The sequence below is a fragment of the Mesorhizobium sp. M0815 genome (genome assembly GCF_040319995.1).
GTDB lineage: Bacteria > Pseudomonadota > Alphaproteobacteria > Rhizobiales > Rhizobiaceae > Mesorhizobium.
This window is the reverse complement of the sequence record NZ_JAMYOU010000023.1, coordinates 59356-79070: the sequence shown is the minus strand read 5'-3', so window position 1 is coordinate 79070 and position 19715 is coordinate 59356. Positions and strand designations below refer to the sequence as shown.

Below are 19715 nucleotides of genomic sequence, written 5' to 3'. Positions count from 1 at the left end.
CGACAACGTCGCAAAGAACTTCTACAAGCCGTGGACTGGCAACTTTGCCGTCTGGGGCGGCGGCAGCTATGCCGTCAACAAGAAGACCTCTTTGAACGCCCAGGTCTCCTATACCGACGACAAAGACTTCGCCGTTGCGGCCAACGTCGCCTACACCATCGTTCCTGGTTACACGATCACCGCCGAAGTCGATTATTACGACAATTTCGATGCCGACGATGCCGACGCAATCGGCGGCATCTTCCGCTTCCAGCGCTCGTTCTGATCAAACGACGATCTCGCAAAAACGGCCCGTAGCGATACGCTACGGGCCGTTTTGGTTTGGCGGCGGATAAGTCGCTCATCTTGATTTCGCCATCGAACCGGTGACAAGCTCTGGTCATGGAATGGCGCGACGAGGGAATCATTCTCGGCACCCGCAAGCATGGCGAAACCAGCGCCATTCTCGAGGTGATGACACGTGCGCATGGCCGCCATCTCGGTCTCGTGCGCGGCGGCCGTTCGCGCAAGCAGCAGCCGGTCTTGCAGCCCGGCAACCGCGTCGACCTGTTGTGGCGGGCGCGGCTCGACGAACATCTCGGCACCTTCCAGGCCGAGGCCATCGAAATGAACGCCGCCCGGCTGATGGACAGCGCCGTTGCCGTTTACGGCTTGCAGACGATGGCCGCGCATTTGCGTCTTCTGCCGGAGCGCGATGCCCATCGCGGTCTCTATGAGACGCTCGCGGTCATGATCGCCCATCTCGACGATGCCGATGCCGCCGGCGAGCTGGTGGCCCGCTTCGAGCTGCTGGTTCTCGACGAACTCGGTTTCGGCCTCGATCTCAGCCAGTGTGCGGCGACCGGCACCAGGCAGGATCTTGCCTACGTCTCGCCGAAATCCGGCCGCGCCGTGTCGCGGGCGGCGGGCGCGCCGTGGCGCGACAAGATGCTGGCGCTGCCTGCCTTCCTGCAGCGCGGTTCGGGCCTACGCGCCGATCCGGCGGCGATCGACGACGCCTTCCGGCTGACCGGCTTCTTTTTGACCCGCCATGTCTACGAGCCGCGCGGTATCGAACCACCCGGCGCCCGCGCCGGCTTCCTCGCCGCCTTGCGCAAGCATTATGCGGGCGGCAAGGCAATCGCCGGGGAAACCGCCGTCGGCGAAGCCATCAGGTGAGCGAAGTGGAACTCTACCCCGGCCGGGTTTCGCCGCTTGGCCTCGACATTATTTGACGCGGCCGATCACACCAGGGACCGGCGAGGTGGTGTGCGAGGGCAAAGTGGTGCACAAGGGCCGCACGCTGGCGGTTTCGGAAGCGGCGCTGAAGGATGCCAACGGCAAGCTGCTGGCTTTCGGCACCGAAACGTGCTCGATCTTTCCGGCGGCCAATCTGGCGGCACGTTGAATGGACCGGCCGTCTGGCCGCCGCATTTGAATGTCACTGAACATTGAATGTCAGTGACGACTGGCCTGGTTTGGGGGAACCGCCATGTTTGAAAGCCTGATTGGCCTCGTCGCCATCATCGCGCTGTTCGTCATCATTTCACGCCAGCAGAGCCGTATCGGCCTGATCGAGCGCGAGCTTGGCGCGTTGCGCAGCCTCGTGCTTTCGGGCGCGCCTGTCCTGCCGCCGCAAGCCAAGGAACCGGCTGCAAACGACAGCAAACCGGCGGATGGCGCAATCCCGCCGGCGGCGGCAGCCGACATGGCCGCATCGCCAGGGGCCGAGACCGCAGCGGTCGCATCAGCCACAGAGGCAGAAGCCGATACCGCGGCGCCGTCCGCACCCGAGCCGGCGCAACCGGCGGCAGCGGCGAAAGCCGCCCGCCAATCCGACGTCGAAACGGCGCTCGGTACCCGCTGGGCGGTATGGGTTGGTGGCATCGCGTTGGCGCTGGGCGGCCTGTTCCTCATCCGCTACACGATTGAGGCCGGCATTTTCGGGCCACGCGTGCGGCTTTTCATGGCGGCGGCACTTGGGCTGGTGCTGGTCGCCGGCGGCGAGTTCATCCGGCGCACCGGCTTCAGGGTGCCGGTGCAAGGTGCCGCCGGTGCCTATATCCCGGCGATCCTGACGGCGGCCGGCGCTTTCATCCTGTTCGGCACCGTCTACGCCGCGTACAGCATTTACGGTTTCATCGGCCCGGCGCTCGCTTTCACGCTGCTCGGCGCCATCGGGGTGGCGACGATCGCGGCAAGCCTGGTCCACGGTCAGGCGCTGGCCGGCGTCGGCCTGCTCGGCGCCATGGTGACGCCGCTACTCGTCGCCTCGCAGGCGCCCAATCCGTGGGCGCTGTTTGGCTATCTGGCGATCGTGCTCGCCGCCACCGGCGTCATTGCCCGCATCCGCGGCTGGAGGCTCTTGATGGCCGCAGCCTTCGTCGCCACCGGCATCTGGACCATCTTCTACATGACCGAGGCGCCGGTAACGAACCTTTCCGTCATCCTCTTTATCGACGTGGTGACACTGGCCGTGCTCGCCTTCGTCTGGCTTGGCCGTCGCAGCGAAGCGGTCGCCGGCAGCGGCTTCGACTGGCCGTCGATCGCGCCGGGGTTCTTCGTCGCTCTTTCAGCGCTGGCCCTGTTCGTCGATCCGGTCTTTGCCGCCGCCGGCGATGCCTTGCAGGGCGCGGCCCTTATCGTAGCCCTGGTGGCGGTAGCGCTCTACCGTCCGCGAGCGCTTGCACTGCTGCACGCCGCCGGGCTGGCGACGGTGCTGGTCTATCTCGGCATCATTCCGCCGACCACGGTCGCCGCCGATTTTTCGGGCGGCGCTCTCGGTGTCGATGGCGTGCCGGTTGTGGCGTCTGATGCCTTGATGCTCAGGATCGGCATCGCGCTGGGCCTGGTCTTCATCGGCGCCGGCTTTTGGGCAGCGCGCCGTTTTGCGGCTCCTGGCTGGCTGCGCGCCGCCACATGGGCGGCATGGAGCGCTGTCGCGCCACTGGTCATCCTGCTGGCGCTCTGGTTCACCTTCGGCAATCTCGACCGTGACCTTGCTTATGCGGCCGCAGCGGCCGTTTTGGTCGGGATCTTCGTCGCCGGCGGCGAATGGATAGCGCGCGGCGAAGCGCCGCCGCTGACCGGCGGCGCTGCCGTCTCCTTCGCGCTCGCCGGCGCGGCGATTGCCGGCCTGCTGATGTTGCATATGGCCTTTGGTTCCGGCTGGACAACCATCCTGCTCGGAGCAGCCGCCGTTGTGCCGGCGCTGGCGACGCGCTGGCGCAGCTATCCGGTGCTTGGCTGGATTTCGGTCGGTGCGGTGATCGCAGTGCTCGGCCGTGCCGCCTTCGACCCGACCATCGTCGGTGCCGAGTTCCTGTCGAAAACACCGGTATTTAACTGGCTGCTGCTCGGATATGGCGTGCCGGCGCTCGCCTTCGGCTTTGCCGCCTGGCAACTCGCCCGCACCACCAATGGCCGGCCGCGCCTCGCCATGGAGGCCGGCGCCGCGCTGTTTGCGCTGCTCACCGTCGCCATGCTGGTGCGCCATGCCATGCATGGTGGCGTCATCGACAGCGGCACGATGACACTTGCCGAACAGGCGATCTATACGCTGATCGCCATCGGCGCCGGTGCAATCCTGGTCGCCATCGACATGCGCTCGCCAAGCTCGGTGCTACGTTACGGCTCGATGGCTGCCGGGGTGCTCTCGGTCGCCTTCATCGTCATCCGGCATTTTGTGGTGCTGAACCCGCTGCTGACGGATGAATCGACCGGCGGCATTCCGGTGTTCAACCTTCTGTTCCTCGCCTATCTGTTGCCGGCAGTCGCGACGGGCGCACTGGCGCTCTATACCCGCGACAAGCGGCCGAAATGGTATGCGGCCATGCTTGCGGTTGTGGCGGCGGTGCTCGCCTTCGTCTATGCCACGCTGTCGGTCAGGAGGCTGTTCAAGGGCGAGTTCATCGGCCTGTGGAGCGGCCTCGGCCAGGTCGAGACCTATACCTATTCGGCGCTCTGGTTGGCCATCGGCGTGGTGCTGCTCACCGCCGGTGTCTGGCTGAAGTCGCAGGTGCTGCGCATAGCGTCTGCGGCGCTGATCGCGGTCGCCGTGCTCAAGGTCTTCGTCTTCGATATGTCGGAGCTGGAAGGCGTGTTGCGGGCGCTGTCCTTCATCGGCCTCGGCGCGGTGCTCATCGGCATCGGCTTGTTTTATCAGCGGCTGCTGACAAGGGCGGCGAAAGAAAAGCTCGAGACGAGCAATAGCTGACGATTTCAATTTGGCCGGGAATAAAGCTGGCATCGGCAGCGTTATTCAGTTGCTTGGGTGACCGGGGCGGCGGACCGCTTCGCGCTGGCCGCTTGCGCCGCGCCGCAAAGGCGCGTTCAATCACCACGGACAGGGGCTCCAGAACCAGCGGTCATGGACGAAAAGAAGGCAGCAATCCTTGGTGAAATACCGCGTTTGCGCCGCTATGCACGCTCGCTGTTGCGCGACCGCGATTCCGCCGACGATCTCGTCCAGGATTGTCTCGAGCGGGCGCTTGTGCGGCTCGACAATTGGCAGACAGGAGAAAGCCCCAGGAGGTGGCTGTTTACGATCATGCATCATTTGTTCATCGACCAGATGCGCAAGGTGAACCGGCGCGGCGAGGCGGCGATGCTGCCGCTCGAGGCAAGCGAGGCGCAGGCAGCACCCGCCGAGCAGGTCGAGAGCATCGCCTCGCGCGAGATCGTCGACGCGCTGCAGGCGATCAGCCCTGACCGGCGCGCGGCACTTGTGATGGTCGCCATCGAAGGGTTTTCCTATGCCGAAGCCGCCAACATCCTTGGGGTTCCCGCCGGCACCTTGATGTCCCGCATCGCGCGCGGGCGTGAGGAACTGCGCGCGCTGCTGGATGATACCGCGCGCCGCCGCTCGATAAGGATCGTCGAGAAATGAGCCGGCGCGATTTCTCCGAACGCGACATCCACATGGCTCTCGATGGCGAGTTGCCGGGCGACGAGCGGACGGCCTATGAGGCATGGCTCGAGGCCAATGCCGAGATGAAGGCCAAGAGTGCACGCTACGCCGCCGACCGGGCAGCATTGCGCGCAGCCTTTAACGGCGTGCTGGACGAATCCGTACCGGTGCGGCTGAACAAGGTGGTGCTTGGCGAGGCGTCGGTGGTCAGAGCGGCGCCGTCGCGCTCGCGTTGGTGGCTTGCGGTCGCCGCTGCCGCCATGCTGGTGATTGGCGGTGCTGGCGGCTATCTTGCCGGCATCGGCGGCCTCGGCCTGGAAAATACGGCCGAGGACCAGCTTGCCGAAGAAGCGATCGCCGCCCACGTCATCTATGCCGCCGAAAAGCGGCATGCGGTGGAAGTGCCGGCAAGCGACAAGGATCATTTGCAGAGCTGGTTGTCGAACCAGGTGGGTTTGAAGCTCGTCGCGCCGGATCTGGCAGCGCAGGGATTCCAACTGGTCGGTGGCCGGCTGCTGCCTGCCGGCCAGGGCAAGGCCGCGATGCTGCTTTACGAGGACGACAAGGGCGCGCGCATTTCGCTCTTCGTCACCGCCGAATCGGCTGCCAAGGCCAAGGGCACCTATGGGTCGGAAGAAGATGGTCCTGCGGCTGTCTACTGGCTGGACAAGGGTTATGGCTGCGCCGTCGTCGGCTCGCTGCCGCGCGAGCGGCTGGCCGCGGTGGCCAAGAGCGCCTATGGCCAGCTTCTGGCGGCCTTGCAAAGCTGAGCAGGATCTCATTTTTCCGGAGCCGCGCCGATGCCGAAACACGGAGGTCGCTCAAAGCCTTTGCGCGACCTGTCTGCTGTCAAAACTGTCACAATTCGGCCCTAATCGAGGTGCGATAGCGCTTGCTTAATGCTGGCACTTCGGCTGGTGTGACCGATGTTTAGACTAGGGTCGTTTCCACAACCCAATCGAGGTTTTCTGAGCCCGCATGCCTGCCGAGATTCGCAAGGCCCGCGCGTCCGACGTCGATGACCTCGCCGCCATCGAAAAAGCTGTTTTCTCGAGCGACCGCATTTCTCGCCGTTCCTTTCGCCAACTGATCGAACGCGACACCGCCGAACTGCTGGTTGGCGAAAGCGATGGCCGCGTCGCCGGCTATGCAGTCGTGCTGTTTCGCAAGGGCAGCGGCGTCGCGCGGCTCTATTCGATCGCCGTCGGTCCATTTTTCGGCGGCCGTGGCGTTGGCCGCCTTCTGCTGGAAGAGGCCGAGACCGCTGCTTTCGAGCACGGCCGCATGATGCTTCGTTTGGAAGTCCGCGAGGACAACCCGCGCGCGATCCAGATCTACGAGCGGAGCGGCTACCGCAAGATCGGCCGCGAACCGGACTATTACGAGGATGGCGCCACGGCGCTGCGCTATGAAAAGACCTTGCGTGGCGACATTCCGGTCGCCACCGAAGTGCCGTTTTATCAGCAGACTTGCGAATTCACTTGCGGACCATGCTGCCTGATGATGGCGATGGCTTACTTCGGCCCCGGCTTCGTGCCGGACCCGGTGATGGAAATCCGGCTGTGGCGTGAGGCGACGACCGTTTTCATGATGTCCGGCCCCGGCGGCTGCGAGCCGTTCGGGCTGGCCGTCGCCGGCTATGAGAGCGGGCTTGCTGCTGAGATCTATGTGTCCTTCTATGGCGCGCTTTTCCTGCAATCGGTGCGCAGCGAAGACAAGCGCCGGGTGATGGAGCTGGCGCAGGTCGACTTTCGCCGCCGCGCGGAACTTTACGGCATCCCGGTGAATTACCGTTCATTCGGGCTTGACGACATTCGCACCGCGATCGCAGAGGGAAAACTGGTACTGGTCCTGATCAGCGGCTTCCTGATGTTCGGCAAGAAGGTTCCGCACTGGGTATTGGCCATTGGTGACGATGGCGATCATATCCTGATCCACGACCCCTGGGTCGAGGACGAGCGGCAGGAGACGATCCTCGATGCTGCCAACATTCCCGTGCCTTACGGCATCTTCATGAACATGGCGCAATTCGGCCGCGACGGATTGCGCGCCGCCATCACTCTCGGAAAGCGCGACAGCCAATGACCTGGGTCATCCTTACCGGCCGGCAGAACGATCTCGACCAGGTGGCGACGCCGCACAAGATTATCACCAATCGCGACTACCTTGCCCATCCGGCACTGTTTCGCGGGCAGCGGCCGAAGGTCATCAACCTATCGAACAATTACGGCTACCAGAGCCGCGGGTATTACGCCTCGCTGCTCGCCGGTTCGCGCGGCCACAAGGTCATCCCGACGGTCGAAACGATGATCGACCTGTCGGAGCGCAAGCTCTATGAGCATGCGTTGCCGGAACTCGAACTCGCACTCAACAAGTGCCGCAAGGATTTGGGCGGCGCTTTCCCGCAGAAGGTCTGCATTTTCTTCGGCATAGGACCGTCCAGGATCTGGGACCGCTTCGCCAAGCTGCTGTTCGACTGGTTTCGTGCCCCGGCGCTCGAGGTCCACATCAGGGACAGCGCCGAATGGGCCTCGATCCGCAAAATTGGCTTCCATCCCCTGGCCAGGATGACCGAGGACGAGGAAACGCACTTTCTCCAGTGCCTGGAGACCTACACCAACCGCGAGTGGCGCGACACCAAGGGCCGCACGCCGGCGCGCTACACTTTCGCCACGCTGGTCGATCCGCATGAGGAACTGCCGCCGTCGGAGATTTCGTCGCTGCGCCACTGGGCCAAGATCGCTGAAAAGATGGGCGTCGAAATCGAGCCGATCACCAAGCGGGATCTGGCCAAGCTCGCCAACTACGACGCGCTGTTCATCCGCGAGACCACCTCGATCTCCAACCACACCTACCGCTTTGCCCGCCGCGCCCAGCAGGAAGGCATGCCGGTCATCGACGATCCGCTGTCGATGATCCGCTGCACCAACAAGGTCTATCTCAACGAGCTGATGACCTACAACAAGGTACCGGTGCCGCCGACGGTGATGATAGCCGGCATCTCGGATCTGGAAGTTGCGGCGCAGACGCTGGGCTTCCCCCTGGTGCTGAAGATCCCGGACTCCTCGTTTTCGCGCGGCGTCAAGAAATGCGGCACCTTCGAAGAGTTAAAGACGCTCGCAACCGAATGGCTGGAGGATTCCGACCTCCTGATCGCGCAAAAATTCATTCCGACGGAATATGATTGGCGCGTCGGTGTCCTCGGCGGCCAACCCTTGTTTGCCGTCCATTATCTGATGGCCAAGAAGCATTGGCAGATCGTCAATCATAAGGCCAACGGCAAGCCCGACCAGGGCGGCATCAAGACCTTCACCCTGAAGGAAGCGCCGGCCCATGTCGTCGAGACGGCGGTGAGCGCGGCGCGCTGCATCGGCGACGGCCTCTACGGAGTCGACCTCAAGGAGACCAGGGACGGCGTCTTCGTCATCGAGGTCAACGATAACCCCAACCTCGACCACGGCTGGGAAGACTCCGGCGAAAAAGACGAGGTCTGGGTGCGGCTGACGCAGTGGTTCCTGGAGCGATTGGACCGGCCGGGCCGATGACATCCGAATTGAGGGGAAAAAGATGCTGTTCTTCGTAACCGAGGATTTTCGCGGCTGCGACCGTAAGGAGATCTACCGCCGTTTCCGCGACCAGGGCCGCCTGAAGCCGGACGCGCTGCTCGTGCACCACAGCTGGATCGCAGCGGATATGAGCCGCTGCTTCCTGCTGGTGGAGGCCGATGACGTCACACTCCTGCAGCGGTGGGTCATCGAATGGGCGGATCTGGTCGAATTCGAGATCGTTCCCGTGGCGACGAACAAGGATATGGTGGAGGCGTTGAGCGGACATCTCTGACCTGCGCGCGCTTCGACGAGGTATATCCAGACATTGTATTGATGGCAGATGTCCAGGCTGAGCCGATGACTGGCTCGCCCGGCTGTCGCACTTAGCCGGATTGCCTGATCGTCGCGTTCGACTTCAGCAGCCGGTTGATGTCCGACGCTTTCGATGGCACGCCGATCAAATAGCCCTGGGCCTCGACGCAGCCCTCCTTTTGCAGGAATTCAAGCTGCGCTTCGGTCTCGACACCCTCGGCGGTGACGGTGATGCCCAGCTGTGCGCCAAGCCCGATGATGGTGCGCACGATCGCCGCGGTATCGCGACTGTCGATGTCACGGGTGAAAGAGCGATCGATCTTGATCTTGTCGACGGGAAAGCGCCTGAGGTAGCCGAGCGAGGAATAGCCGGTGCCGAAATCGTCCAGCGCTATGCGGACACCCAGATCGCGCAGCTGCCTCAGTGTCTTGAGCACCAGATCGCTCTCGTCCATCAGCACCGTTTCGGTGATTTCCAGTTCAAGCCGGTTGGCCGGCACGCCCGAGAACGCCAGCGCCGAGATGACGCTGCGGGCAAAGGTGCCGCTTTTGATCTGCACGGCGGAGACATTGACTGCGATGCGCAAAGGCGCCCAGCCTGCCGCGGTCGTGCAGGCTTTCCGCAGCGCCCATTCTCCAAGCGGCACGATCAGCCCGGTCTCCTCGGCGGCCGGAATGAAGTCGTCCGGACGCACCAGGCCGCGGACTGGCGAACGCCAGCGCATCAAGGCTTCGGCACCGACGATTTCGCCGGAGGCGATGTTCATGATCGGCTGGAAATCCAGCTCGAATTCCCGGCGTGACAGCGCCGCCCTGAGATCGATTTCGAGCGCCCGGCGCGCGCGCACCATCGCATCCATGGCTGGTTCGAAGAAACGGTAGAGGTTGCGCCCTTCGCTCTTTGCCCGATAGAGCGCCATATCGGCGTTTTTCAGCAAAGTGTCGGTGTCCTTGCCGTCATTCGGAAACAGCGCGATGCCAACACTGATGCCGACGGGCATGTCGTGTCGCTTGTCGCGAAACGGCTTTCCGATGATCTCGACGATGCGTTTGGCCAGTTTTTCCGCATCGCCCGGGCTTTTGAGATTGAACTGGATTATGACGAATTCGTCGCCGCCGAAGCGAGCGACAACGTCCGTTTCATTGCGCAGGCACCGTTGCAGCCGTTCGGCCACGCATTTCAGCAGCCAGTCGCCGGAAGGGTGGCCCCAAGTATCGTTGACCGCCTTGAAGTGATCGAGGTCGAGCGAGAATATCGCCAGCGATCCGTCTTTCGTCTCGCTAAGGGCTTGGTCGAGCCGTTCGCGAAGCATCGAGCGATTGGGCAGGTTGGTCAGTGTGTCGTGATGCGCAAGGTGGGTCATGCGCTCTTCCACGCGCCTGCGCTCGGTCACGTCGTCGAATGTCGCGACCCAGCCGCCGCCGCTCATCGGCCGGCGTGCAACCAGCAGCGTTCTGCCATCGGCAAGATGGCGATGCGTTACGTGTGTTTTGCCCGCCCGCAGGCAGGCTTCGATTTGCGAAATTTCGCTGTCGGGGTCGAGCTTTGTGTAAATGCCCAGTTCCAGCAGCCGCTTAAAGGCATCACGGTGGCTCATGCCAAGCGGGAGGTCGGCCGGCCTGACATGGTAAAGTTCCAGAAAACGTTCGTTGCGCACGATCAGCTTGCCGTCCGCGTCGTACATCAAAAGTCCTTGCGACATGTTGGCAAGTGCCGCGTCGAAACGGCGGTGCTGCTCCTTCAACTCCTGCTCGGCGCGCCGTTGCTCGGTGATATCCTCGTAGATCGATACCCAACCGCCCGACGCCAGCGGCCGGTGCGAAATGTTGACGATACGCCCGTCTGCAAGCGTTTCCTCATAGGTGGAAGGTTTTGCCTGGTCGATATAGGGCTTGCGAATGGCATAGAGTTGCTCAGCGCTTTGCGAGGCGATGCCGATGTCCACGCTGTGCTGGAGGATGTCGAAAAACCGGATGCCGGGCCGTACCACTTCGGCGTCGAGGCGAAAGATACTGATGTAGTTCCTATTGCAGATGATCATCCGTTCATCGGCATCGAACATGCACAGGCCATGCGACATGTTCTCGACCGCTGCCGAAAAACGCTCGTTCTGTTCGCGCACTTCGTCTTCAATCCGTTGCGGCAGACCAACGCCTTTGACCCGTCGTCGGCGGACGGACGAACCTGCCTTGATACCGGCAACGGGCATGTAGCGCGCCTATGGACCGTGGTTAACCACGGCACTCTTGTCCTTGCCGGTTAATTTACCGTTTTCAGCCGGCTGGAACGGCAGTCTGGCGTCGCGACTTCTCGATCGCCGCAAACCGTTTGAGAAAGGCATTCTGCGCCCAGGTCACCGAGCGCGGCGTGACATCGAAGCGCTCGGCATTGAAGCCGCGCGGCCGGCCGAAGAACTCCGTCGCCTCTGCCGTTGAAAAACCCGCAAGCAGCGTCGCTTCGAAATAAGCGGCGATCTGATCCGCTCGCTTGATCTCCTTGCGCAGTCCCGCGTCGAGTTCCGCTGGCAGCGAAAAGCGCAGATGGATGGCGCGCTGCAGCCTGATCTCGCAGTCCCTGTAGCTGCCGCCCATCACGGACTTGAACGGCGAGATCATGTCGCCGATGACATATTCCGGCGCGTCGTGCAGCAGCGCCGCCAACCGCGCATCGGCGTCGGCATCCGGCACCAGCTCGCCGACAAGCGTTTCGACCAGCAGCGAATGCTGGGCGACCGAAAAGGCGTGCTCGCCTCTGGTCTGGCCGTTCCAGCGCGCGACGCGGGCAAGGCCGTGAGCGATATCTGAGATCTCGATGTCGAGCGGCGAGGGGTCGAGAAGATCGAGCCGTCGCCCGGACAGCATGCGCTGCCAGGCGCGCGGCGGCGCCCCGGCGCGATCGGCCGCCATCAGGCCTCCTCCGCGCCGACGGCTTCCAGCGGAAAGCTGAATTTCGCCCAGGGCGGGATGGTGAGCGACACGGCGACGTCGTCAGCCAGGATCGGCAGGCCGGCGTCGAACGCTGCCTTGACCCGGTCAATGCGGGCAATGGCGAGGCCTGTCGTGCCGGCGGTCGAGCCAAGCGTGCCGACAGGCCGCCCCTCCACGGTCAACTCTGCGCCCGAGGCGGGCAGGGAGCGTCCGGCCGAGACAATCAACACCCGGCGCCGGGCAGTGCCGCGATGCTGCATGCGCGAGACGACCTCCTGGCCGACATAGCAGCCCTTCTTGAAGCCGACGCCGCCGATCTCGTCGAGCAGCACGTCATGCGGAAACGCATCGCCGAGCTGATAGTCGCTGCCGCTTTCGGCAATGCCATGGGCGATGCGAAAGGCTTGCCATGCGGCAAGGTCGCCTCCTTCTGCGGTGCCATCATAGAAGCGCTTGACGATAGAATCGACGAACCGCGCATCAGCAAACGGTGCCGATTCAAATTGCGAGGCAGTTGAAGCGCTTTCCCATAGGACGGTCACAACCGGGTGATCTAGCTTGGCAATTTGGACTTTGGCGCGCAACTTGTAGAGCGTCAGCCGGCGCATGAAATCGTCAGCGGTCTCGGCACGGCATTCGAGGCGGAAAGCATTTTCGCCGGCGCGCGAGATCAAGAAGTCGAACAGGACCTTGCCTTGCGGCGTCAGCAGGGCGCCGGGCTTTGCTTCGCTGCTGCCGAGCACGTCGAGGTCGGTAGTCAGGATATTCTGCAAGAAGTGCCCGGCATCCGGCCCAGACACGGAAAGGAGTGCGCGATCTCTGAGCGAGGCAAAGGGCATGGTGGGAAAACGAGCCTGATCTTGCAAAACTGTCGGCCATTACGTAAGCCGCTGGCACTTCCCCCGCAAGAGACCTGATCCGCATGGCCCCCATCTACGATCTCATCCTGACAGGTGGCACCGTGGTCAACCACGATGGCGAGGGTTTTCGCGACGTCGGCATCAATGGTGGGCGCGTCGCTGCCATCGGCGATCTCCGCCAGGCGTCGGCCGGCGAGACAATCGACTGCCGCGGATTGCATATCCTGCCGGGCGTCGTCGATAGCCAGGTGCATTTCCGCGAGCCGGGACTGGAGCACAAGGAAGATTTGGGGACGGGCTCGCGGGCAGCGGTGCTTGGCGGCGTCACCGCCGTCTTCGAGATGCCGAACACCAATCCGCTGACCACCAGCGAGGCGACTCTTGCCGACAAGGTGCGGCGGGCCACCGGCCGCATGCATTGCGACTTTGCCTTCTGGGTCGGCGGGACCCGCGACAATGCAAAAGACGCCGGCGATCTCGAGCGGCTGCCGGGTGCGGCCGGCATAAAAGTGTTCATGGGCTCGTCCACCGGCGACCTGCTGGTCGAGGACGACGAAGGCGTTGCCTCGATCCTGAGGAACACACGCCGCCGCGCCGCCTTTCACTCCGAGGACGAGTTCCGGCTGCGCGAGCGGCTCGGCGAGCGCATCGAGGGCGATCCGTCCTCACATCCGGTGTGGCGCGACGAGATCGCCGCATTGCGCTGCACCGAGCGCCTGGTGCGCATCGCGCGCCAGGTCCGTGCCCGGATCCATGTGCTGCACATCTCGACCGCCGAAGAGATAGGCTTCCTCGAACAGCACAAGGATGTCGCGACTTGCGAGGCGACGCCGCATCATCTGACGCTGAGCGCAGATGACTATGCGCAGTTAGGCACGCTGATCCAGATGAACCCGCCGGTGCGCGCCGCGCGCCATCGCGAGGGGGTCTGGCAGGGCATTGCGCAAGGCGTTGTCGATGTCCTCGGCTCCGACCATGCGCCGCACACGCTGGCCGAGAAGGCAAAACCTTATCCGGCGTCGCCGTCAGGCATGACCGGCGTGCAGACTTTGGTGCCGATCATGCTGGATCATGTCAACGCCGGCCGGCTGACGTTGCAGCGCTTTGTCGACCTGACCAGCCATGGCCCACAGCGCATTTTCGGCATCGCCAGGAAAGGCCGTATTGCCGCCGGCTACGATGCCGATCTGACCATCGTCGACCTGAAGCGCCGCGAGATCATCGCCAACGCCCAGCAAGGCTCCAAGGCCGGTTGGACGCCTTATGACGGCAGGCAGGTGACCGGCTGGCCGGTCGGCACTATCGTTCGGGGCCGGCGCGTGATGTGGGAAGGCGAGATTGCCACGCCAGGCCAAGGCAGGGCGGTGGAGTTTTCCGAGGCGTTGGCGGGCTAAGCTCCCTGCCTCAATAAGAGCCAGGCCTGACCACTCAATCCCCAGCGACGAAGAACGTCCATTGCCCGGTCGGCGTGATGCCGACGCGGTAGAAAATGTAGGCGCCGAACTGCTTCATGTTGTCATAGTCGCTGGCAGTGACGATCTTGAATAACTCGACCCGCTGCCTGGCATCGAGCTTGTCCAACGGCAGGGCGAAAAAATACGGCCAGACGTAGAGATCCTGCGGCGTGCCTGCATCGACATGGACATAGCCGGCATTGAGCACCTCTTCCAGGATGGCGAGGATTTCCTGGCCTTCCGTGTCGCCTGAAAGCCCTTTCAGGAAGGCGATCGGGTCGCCCTCCATGTCGCCCAGCGACAATTGGGTCATCATGTCGCCCGTGCCGATCAGCGGCCGCAGTCTTTCGATGTCGCCGCTTTTGCACGCCTCGACGATCAGATCGTGCATGCGCCTGACCGGTTCCGGCAACTTGGCAAGGTCGTAAACGACTTCGGGCACAGGCGCGTCCGGATCGACATGCGGATTGGCCATGCCGCCATCGTCCGCTGGCCCTTTCGGTTCGGTTTGCCTTGGCTCGTCGGACGGAGTCGGCTGGCTGGCTGCAGGTGGCGTCGTGCCGAGCGGGCCGGGCATCGGCACGGTACTTCCGGGCGGCGACATGTCGCCGTCGGGCGGCGGCGTGACCGGCGAAGGCAGGTCTTCGCGCTTGATCTCGCTGAGGGCGTGAGCGGGACTGCTCGCAAGAAACAGTGCAAGGGGAATCGTGGCGCAGGAGGCGATAAGCCAAATGCTGAGGACCAGGCCGCGCGGCTTGCCTGATATCGAAAAATTCACCGCCTGCTACTCCCTGGTTCCAGGCCCACTCATGTGCCCGGACATGATGTGCCCGGACATGATGTCCGGCGACGCGCCGTCGTCAAAGAACCGGGGTCAGTGCCGCAGCCTTTCGGGCTCGAAGGCCCCGGCAATCACCTTTTCGCGCATGCGATCGAGCAGGGCAAGCGCCGAGGTCTCGCCATTGGTTCGCAGCATCTCGCCGAATGCCGTTTCGAGGGCTGCCTCGGCGATGATTTCCGGCTCGATCCCCGCCGACAATCCTTCCGCCCAGGCTTCGCTGTGGCTTTCCACGGCGGTCAGGCGCTTTTCTTCCCTGACCAGCGCGTCGATGTCGTTGACGCCATGTTCCATTGCGATGTCCACCCTTTCAAGCGGTGATCCGTTGGATAGGGATCAAGCTTGAGTTGTCCCATTTACACGCAGGCGAAGTAAGTACTTGTAAATGCGACATTTTTTTGGTCGTTTTCTACAAAACCCGTCGCATTAAGCAAACCTGCGTCCGATCCGTTTCAAACTTAGCCGATTAGGCCGGCCAAGGGGACGGAAACCTTCAGTTTGAGTTAATTTCACATCTGCGCGCTAACGTTTCGTTAACATAGTTGCAAAAGTGCAACATCAGGTTTGCACCAAGACCTCACCCGAGGCAAGCGGAGAAGTGTCGAACGCGTCCGCCGCCAACAGCGCCGACGCTTGATTCCGCTTTGCCGGAACGGCAGCTGCCGCCGTCAGTTCCCGTAGCGCGAGGCGATGTCGCGAGACAGTGTCTCGCCTTCCTTCATGTAGCGGCTGATGGCTTCCGTCGCCGAGGCGGTGCATTGCGTATAACTGCCGCCGAAGGATCGGTAGCCGCGGTTGAAGCTGGCGATGAAGCGGGCGCGCCGCTCAGGGTTCGGATTTTCTGATGCGATCAGTTTTTCCATCTCGGCCCGCCACCGGTCGCCCTTCTCGCCGCATAGATTGCGCAGGAAATGCAACGAGCCGAGCACTTCCGCCAGCCGCAACAGCCCGGGCTCGAACGGCGCCTCGGCGGCAATGGCAGGACGCAAGCCGACAACCACACTAACGGCGAGGCAGGCGGCGAGAAACGGTGATGTGCGGTTCATGAGCCCTTGTGCTGAAACAATTTGTTGCCTGCAAGGCGATTCTCAAGCTCAGTTCGCGCCGCCCTTGCTGGTGGCCAGCAGGTCGTCGGCGATATCAAACACTGCATCGGCAAGCTGCATCGCTGTCATTTCGGCCAGTGTATAGAAGGCGGCGGTTTCGGCGTCGTCACTGGCCACCGCCTCGCCGCCGGCATAGTTGGCCCCAAACACCGTCAGCCGGTAGTCGACCGGATGCCCGTCGCCGCTGCCGTCGATGTGGATTTCCCGCAGCGGCCGGTAGTTGCGCGCCTGCAATCCGGTCTCTTCCAGCAATTCGCGCCTTGCTGCCTGTTCCAGCGTCTCGCCGGCTTCGACCTTGCCACCGGGAAAGGCATAAAGGCCCTGCGAGGGCGGTCTGGCCCGATTGACCAGCAGCACCGTGTTCTCGCGCACGACGCAGACCGAGACTGCCGGAATGATCTTACGTGCTTCCATGGGTTCCCGATCGCTCGATTGGCATAGCCCGTTGTGGACCGGCCGTCGGCGAACAGCTTTAGCGGTTGCGAAAGGCAGGTTCCATGGTCACTTTCACATGTCACCCATTCGAGAGCTGAATTCATGTGCGGACGCTTTGCCTTGACCGCCACTCCGGACCAGACCGCCGCCCTTCTCGGTCTGGCGGAGTTGGAGGAGTTTCCGCCCCGCTACAATATCGCGCCGACGCAGCCGGTGCTGATGGCGCTCGCCGGATTGCCGCAGGCGCCGGGCTCGAACCTGCCCGACCGCCGCTCGATGCTGGTGCGCTGGGGCCTGATCCCGGCCTGGGTCAAGGATACGCGTAACTTCCCGCTGCTGTTCAACGCGCGTTCTGAGGGGGCTTCGGAAAAGCCGTCGTTTCGCGCTGCCATGCGCCATCGCCGCGCCCTGGTACCGGCTTCGGGATTCTACGAATGGCACCAAACCGCTGGCAGAAGAGGGCAGCCCTATTGGATGCGGCCAAAGCATGGAGGGCTTGTCGCCTTCGCCGGGCTGATTGAGACGTATGCCGAGCCGGGTGGCTCGGAAATGGACACCGGCGCCATTCTGACCGCCCACGCCAATGCCGATACTGCCCATATCCACGACCGCATGCCGGTGGTGATCCATCCCGAGGATTTCGCGCGCTGGCTGGATTGCCGCACGCTCGAGCCGCGTGATGTGGCCGATCTGCTGAGACCCACCCGGCCCGATTTCTTCGAAGCGATCCCGGTTTCCGACCTCGTCAACAAGGTCGCCAATACCGGGCCGGAGATTCAGGAGAAGGGCGTCGTCGAGCCTGAGCCCGAGAAGGTCAAGCGCCAGAAGTCCGGCGCGAACGACAGTCAAATGACATTATTTTAGCGAAAGCTACTATTTCCAGGACACCGTGAGCGCCTCAATCTTCACCCGACGGCATTCTCAGGCAGCGCGTGGCGACACGATCTTCTGTGCCGGCTTCTTCTTCTTCGCGGTGTGCAGAAGAGCTGCGACGATTGCTGCCGGGCCGATCGCCCGGTAATGGCTGGCGAGCGCCGGTTGCTTGGCGCGGTTGGATTCTTGCTTAGGCATTATTCTCTTCCCTGGTAACGTCTTCGTGTCTGCGTTTGCTGGCCGAATCCGACCAAATCGTGACGCTTGCTGATCTAGCCGGCGAATGTTTCATGACAGTGCCGATCTGTTTAATAAAATGTTTCAGTGGCTCATTTCCTGTGAGCCAACGATATTTTTGGCGAAGGTAGCGACTTGACGGCAACACCGGGCAAGGCGATAAAGCCGGCCATGAAAACGTCTTTCGCCATTTGTGGCATTTGCATTATCGACTAGCCTCGCGCTGGTCCTGGACGTTTTCGCCTCATCTCCTCCCAGATTGGACAAACGCCCCGGCCAGCAGGCTGGAGCTCGATTTTGCGCCTCGGCGTGACCGACTCCATCCAGAGCACGATCCCAAAAGATCATGCTCAAACAAAGTAACGCACCGGAACGCACGTATGTCTGAAGCATCGAAGAGCCTGCGCCTCTACAACACGCTAACGCGGAGCAAGGAGGATTTCTTCCCGATCGATCCGCGCAACGTGCGCATGTATGTCTGCGGCCCGACGGTCTACGACTTCGCCCATATCGGCAATGCGCGGCCGGTGATCGTCTTCGACGTGCTGTTCCGTTTGCTGCGCCATCTCTACGGGCAAGCGCATGTCACTTACGTCCGCAACATCACCGACGTCGACGACAAGATCAACGCTCGCGCGCTGCGCGATTTCGGCGGCGAGATTGCCTTGGGCAAGCTGTCGCTGAACGAAGCGATCAGGCGGGTCACCGAAAAGACCGCCGATCAGTTCCACAAGGACGTGGCGGCGCTCGGTTGCCTGGAACCGACGGTCGAGCCGCGCGCCACCGAGTTCGTCGAGCCTAGGCCCGACGGCAAGGTCGACATGATCCTCTTGATTCAACGCTTGATCGAACGCGGCCATGCCTATGTCGCAGCTGGAGAAGTCCTGTTCGACACCGCTTCCATGCCGGACTACGGACAGTTGTCGAAGCGCAATCTCGACGAGCAGCAGGCAGGCGCCCGCGTCGCCGTCGATGCGCACAAGAAGAACCCGCAGGATTTCGTGCTGTGGAAATTGTCTTCGCCCGAGGAACCGGGCTGGGAGAGTCCGTGGGGCAGGGGTCGGCCGGGCTGGCACATCGAGTGCTCGGCGATGTCGGCCGCCTATCTCGGCGAGGTGTTCGACATCCATGGCGGTGGTCTCGACCTGATCTTTCCACACCACGAGAACGAGATCGCCCAGTCACGTTGCGCCCACGGCACCGAAACGATGGCCAAGGTGTGGATGCACAACGGTTTCCTGCAGGTCGAGGGCCAGAAGATGTCCAAGAGCCTGGGCAATTTCTATTCGATCACCGAACTGCTGGAGACGGAGACTTTTGGCGGCCGCAAATGGCCGGGCGAGGTGCTCAGGCTGGCGATGCTGATGACGCATTATCGCGAGCCGATCGACTTTTCCGTACGCAAGCTGGAAGAGGCGGAGAATACGCTGCGCAAATGGAAGCGAGCGGCCGATCTGGCGCCGCCAACGGCAAAATCGGTGCCGGCGGATGTGATCGAAGTGCTGTCGGATGACCTCGCCACCTATCCCGCATTCCAGTTGCTGACCCAGTTGGCTGGCGATGCTGTTGATTTCGACGCTGGTAGCAGCAACGCAGCCGCCGAAGACAACGATGCTGCCACTTTGCTGAAGGCATCGCTGCTGTTCCTCGGCTTCGACGTCGCAACAGCCAAGGTGGATGAAGACGCCATTGCCAAAGCGATCGCCAAACGCCTCGCGCTGATCGCCGCCAAGAACTGGGCCGAGGCCGACCGCATCCGCGACGAGTTGCTGGCGCAAGGCATCCAGTTGAAGGACGGCAAGGACCCTGTCACCGGCGAACGCATCACCACCTGGGAGGTAAAAAGATGATCGATCATCTCGGCATCACCGTTTTGGATTTCGACGTGTCGAAAGCTTTTTACGACAGGGCGATGGCGCCGCTTGGTGCCTCGCTGCTCTACATGGTGCCGCAGGAATATACCGGCGGCGCCAAGGTCGGCGGCTACGGCCGCGACCGGCCAGTGTTTTGGCTGCATGCCGGCAAGGACAAGCCGAAGGATCATCAACACGCCGCTTTCACGGCGCGCAGCCGTGCCGAGGTCGATGCCTTTCACGCGGCGGCAATCGCCGCCGGCGGCAAGGACAATGGCGGGCCGGGCCTGCGCCCGCACTATCATCCGAACTATTATGGCGCCTTCGTCTTCGATCCCGACGGCAACAATGTCGAGGCGGTCTGCCATGCTCCGGAGTAAAAT

21 protein-coding genes are annotated in these 19715 nt (G+C 62.7%); 13 read left to right on the top strand and 8 right to left on the bottom strand.

Features of this window, described 5'->3' with window-relative positions:
* From NKI01_RS23095 to NKI01_RS23055, 9 genes are all read left to right on the top strand, one after another.
* The coding region (locus tag NKI01_RS23095) for a porin (RefSeq protein ID WP_352964704.1) at positions 1-265 on the top strand (265 nt) is incomplete at its 5' end.
* A 116-nt stretch (positions 266-381) separates the two neighbouring features.
* Positions 382-1158: a DNA repair protein RecO gene (recO, locus tag NKI01_RS23090; protein WP_023719878.1), complete on the top strand. Its 777-nt coding sequence runs from the start codon at positions 382-384 to the stop codon at positions 1156-1158.
* A 52-nt stretch (positions 1159-1210) separates the two neighbouring features.
* Positions 1211-1387 (top strand): PaaI family thioesterase, encoded by a 177-nt coding sequence (locus tag NKI01_RS23085; RefSeq protein WP_023719877.1) that lies wholly within the window; start codon positions 1211-1213, stop codon positions 1385-1387.
* Positions 1388-1471: 84 nt separating this feature from the next.
* Positions 1472-4195, top strand: a complete 2724-nt coding sequence (locus NKI01_RS23080; RefSeq protein WP_352964702.1) for a DUF2339 domain-containing protein — start codon at positions 1472-1474, stop codon at positions 4193-4195.
* Positions 4196-4348: 153 nt separating this feature from the next.
* Complete coding sequence (locus NKI01_RS23075; RefSeq protein WP_023719875.1) at positions 4349-4867, top strand: sigma-70 family RNA polymerase sigma factor; 519 nt, start codon at positions 4349-4351, stop codon at positions 4865-4867.
* Positions 4864-5658, top strand: coding sequence for an anti-sigma factor family protein (locus tag NKI01_RS23070; RefSeq protein ID WP_352964700.1), 795 nt, complete (start codon positions 4864-4866; stop codon positions 5656-5658). The genes NKI01_RS23075 and NKI01_RS23070 overlap by 4 nt, the downstream gene beginning before the upstream one ends.
* 208 nt (positions 5659-5866) lie before the next feature.
* The gene (locus NKI01_RS23065; protein WP_023719873.1) at positions 5867-6973 is read left to right on the top strand and encodes a peptidase C39 family protein; all 1107 of its coding nucleotides are present in this window, start codon (positions 5867-5869) and stop codon (positions 6971-6973) included.
* Complete coding sequence (locus NKI01_RS23060) at positions 6970-8433, top strand: RimK family ATP-grasp domain-containing protein (RefSeq protein ID WP_023719872.1); 1464 nt, start codon at positions 6970-6972, stop codon at positions 8431-8433. The genes NKI01_RS23065 and NKI01_RS23060 overlap by 4 nt, the downstream gene beginning before the upstream one ends.
* Before the next feature lie 22 nt (positions 8434-8455).
* Positions 8456-8728: a DUF3303 domain-containing protein gene (locus tag NKI01_RS23055; protein WP_023719871.1), complete on the top strand. Its 273-nt coding sequence runs from the start codon at positions 8456-8458 to the stop codon at positions 8726-8728.
* Between the two features lie 91 nt (positions 8729-8819).
* On the opposite strand, the gene NKI01_RS23050 is transcribed toward NKI01_RS23055, so the two are convergent.
* The 3 genes from NKI01_RS23050 to ygfZ form a co-directional block, all read right to left on the bottom strand.
* Entirely contained in the window at positions 8820-10958 is a 2139-nt protein-coding gene (locus NKI01_RS23050) for a putative bifunctional diguanylate cyclase/phosphodiesterase (RefSeq protein ID WP_352964698.1), read from the bottom strand.
* A 64-nt stretch (positions 10959-11022) separates the two neighbouring features.
* Complete coding sequence (locus tag NKI01_RS23045; RefSeq protein WP_352588668.1) at positions 11023-11655, bottom strand: YfbR-like 5'-deoxynucleotidase; 633 nt, start codon at positions 11653-11655, stop codon at positions 11023-11025.
* Positions 11655-12515, bottom strand: coding sequence for a CAF17-like 4Fe-4S cluster assembly/insertion protein YgfZ (gene ygfZ / locus NKI01_RS23040; protein ID WP_352964696.1), 861 nt, complete (start codon positions 12513-12515; stop codon positions 11655-11657). Before ygfZ ends, NKI01_RS23045 begins: the two co-directional genes overlap by 1 nt.
* A gap of 83 nt (positions 12516-12598) precedes the next feature.
* Between ygfZ and NKI01_RS23035 the strand changes: the two genes are divergently transcribed.
* Entirely contained in the window at positions 12599-13930 is a 1332-nt protein-coding gene (locus tag NKI01_RS23035; RefSeq protein WP_352788917.1) for a dihydroorotase, read from the top strand.
* Between the two features lie 34 nt (positions 13931-13964).
* On the opposite strand, the gene NKI01_RS23030 is transcribed toward NKI01_RS23035, so the two are convergent.
* The 4 genes from NKI01_RS23030 to NKI01_RS23015 all read right to left on the bottom strand — a co-directional run bounded on the left by NKI01_RS23030 (position 13965) and on the right by NKI01_RS23015 (position 16348).
* A complete protein-coding gene (locus NKI01_RS23030; protein ID WP_023719867.1) occupies positions 13965-14768 on the bottom strand; it encodes a hypothetical protein in 804 nt (267 codons plus the stop codon).
* 96 nt (positions 14769-14864) lie between these two features.
* A complete protein-coding gene (locus NKI01_RS23025; RefSeq protein ID WP_023677749.1) occupies positions 14865-15122 on the bottom strand; it encodes a hypothetical protein in 258 nt (85 codons plus the stop codon).
* Positions 15123-15496: 374 nt separating this feature from the next.
* The gene (locus NKI01_RS23020; protein WP_023719865.1) at positions 15497-15874 is read right to left on the bottom strand and encodes a TIGR02301 family protein; all 378 of its coding nucleotides are present in this window, start codon (positions 15872-15874) and stop codon (positions 15497-15499) included.
* Between the two features lie 48 nt (positions 15875-15922).
* A complete protein-coding gene (locus NKI01_RS23015; protein ID WP_352964693.1) occupies positions 15923-16348 on the bottom strand; it encodes an NUDIX hydrolase in 426 nt (141 codons plus the stop codon).
* Between the two features lie 123 nt (positions 16349-16471).
* On the opposite strand from NKI01_RS23015, the gene NKI01_RS23010 reads away from it, so the two are divergent.
* Complete coding sequence (locus NKI01_RS23010) at positions 16472-17233, top strand: SOS response-associated peptidase (RefSeq protein ID WP_352814821.1); 762 nt, start codon at positions 16472-16474, stop codon at positions 17231-17233.
* A 57-nt stretch (positions 17234-17290) separates the two neighbouring features.
* Here the strand turns inward: NKI01_RS23010 and NKI01_RS23005 are convergent, their stop codons facing one another.
* Positions 17291-17440: a hypothetical protein gene (locus tag NKI01_RS23005; RefSeq protein WP_023677745.1), complete on the bottom strand. Its 150-nt coding sequence runs from the start codon at positions 17438-17440 to the stop codon at positions 17291-17293.
* A gap of 419 nt (positions 17441-17859) precedes the next feature.
* Between NKI01_RS23005 and cysS the strand changes: the two genes are divergently transcribed.
* Both cysS and NKI01_RS22995 read left to right on the top strand, forming a co-directional pair.
* Positions 17860-19329: a cysteine--tRNA ligase gene (gene cysS / locus NKI01_RS23000; protein WP_352494858.1), complete on the top strand. Its 1470-nt coding sequence runs from the start codon at positions 17860-17862 to the stop codon at positions 19327-19329.
* Positions 19326-19712: a VOC family protein gene (locus tag NKI01_RS22995; RefSeq protein WP_352788908.1), complete on the top strand. Its 387-nt coding sequence runs from the start codon at positions 19326-19328 to the stop codon at positions 19710-19712. The genes cysS and NKI01_RS22995 overlap by 4 nt, the downstream gene beginning before the upstream one ends.
* Positions 19713-19715 lie beyond the last annotated feature (3 nt).

Bases quoted from the DNA above. Each gene is read 5' to 3' on its own strand.
- NKI01_RS23045 (WP_352588668.1), bottom strand. From the start codon at position 11,655: ATGGCGGCCGATCGCGCCGGGGCGCCGCCGCGCGCCTGGCAGCGCATG.
- NKI01_RS23010 (WP_352814821.1), top strand. From the start codon at position 16,472: ATGTGCGGACGCTTTGCCTTGACCGCCACTCCGGACCAGACCGCCGCC.
- recO (WP_023719878.1), top strand. From the start codon at position 382: ATGGAATGGCGCGACGAGGGAATCATTCTCGGCACCCGCAAGCATGGC.
- ygfZ (WP_352964696.1), bottom strand. From the start codon at position 12,515: ATGCCCTTTGCCTCGCTCAGAGATCGCGCACTCCTTTCCGTGTCTGGG.
- NKI01_RS23080 (WP_352964702.1), top strand. From the start codon at position 1,472: ATGTTTGAAAGCCTGATTGGCCTCGTCGCCATCATCGCGCTGTTCGTC.
- NKI01_RS23020 (WP_023719865.1), bottom strand. From the start codon at position 15,874: ATGAACCGCACATCACCGTTTCTCGCCGCCTGCCTCGCCGTTAGTGTG.
- NKI01_RS23065 (WP_023719873.1), top strand. From the start codon at position 5,867: ATGCCTGCCGAGATTCGCAAGGCCCGCGCGTCCGACGTCGATGACCTC.
- NKI01_RS23050 (WP_352964698.1), bottom strand. From the start codon at position 10,958: ATGCCCGTTGCCGGTATCAAGGCAGGTTCGTCCGTCCGCCGACGACGG.
- NKI01_RS23015 (WP_352964693.1), bottom strand. From the start codon at position 16,348: ATGGAAGCACGTAAGATCATTCCGGCAGTCTCGGTCTGCGTCGTGCGC.
- cysS (WP_352494858.1), top strand. From the start codon at position 17,860: ATGTCTGAAGCATCGAAGAGCCTGCGCCTCTACAACACGCTAACGCGG.
- NKI01_RS23005 (WP_023677745.1), bottom strand. From the start codon at position 17,440: ATGCCTAAGCAAGAATCCAACCGCGCCAAGCAACCGGCGCTCGCCAGC.
- NKI01_RS23060 (WP_023719872.1), top strand. From the start codon at position 6,970: ATGACCTGGGTCATCCTTACCGGCCGGCAGAACGATCTCGACCAGGTG.
- NKI01_RS23070 (WP_352964700.1), top strand. From the start codon at position 4,864: ATGAGCCGGCGCGATTTCTCCGAACGCGACATCCACATGGCTCTCGAT.
- NKI01_RS23075 (WP_023719875.1), top strand. From the start codon at position 4,349: ATGGACGAAAAGAAGGCAGCAATCCTTGGTGAAATACCGCGTTTGCGC.
- NKI01_RS22995 (WP_352788908.1), top strand. From the start codon at position 19,326: ATGATCGATCATCTCGGCATCACCGTTTTGGATTTCGACGTGTCGAAA.
- NKI01_RS23025 (WP_023677749.1), bottom strand. From the start codon at position 15,122: ATGGAACATGGCGTCAACGACATCGACGCGCTGGTCAGGGAAGAAAAG.
- NKI01_RS23035 (WP_352788917.1), top strand. From the start codon at position 12,599: ATGGCCCCCATCTACGATCTCATCCTGACAGGTGGCACCGTGGTCAAC.
- NKI01_RS23055 (WP_023719871.1), top strand. From the start codon at position 8,456: ATGCTGTTCTTCGTAACCGAGGATTTTCGCGGCTGCGACCGTAAGGAG.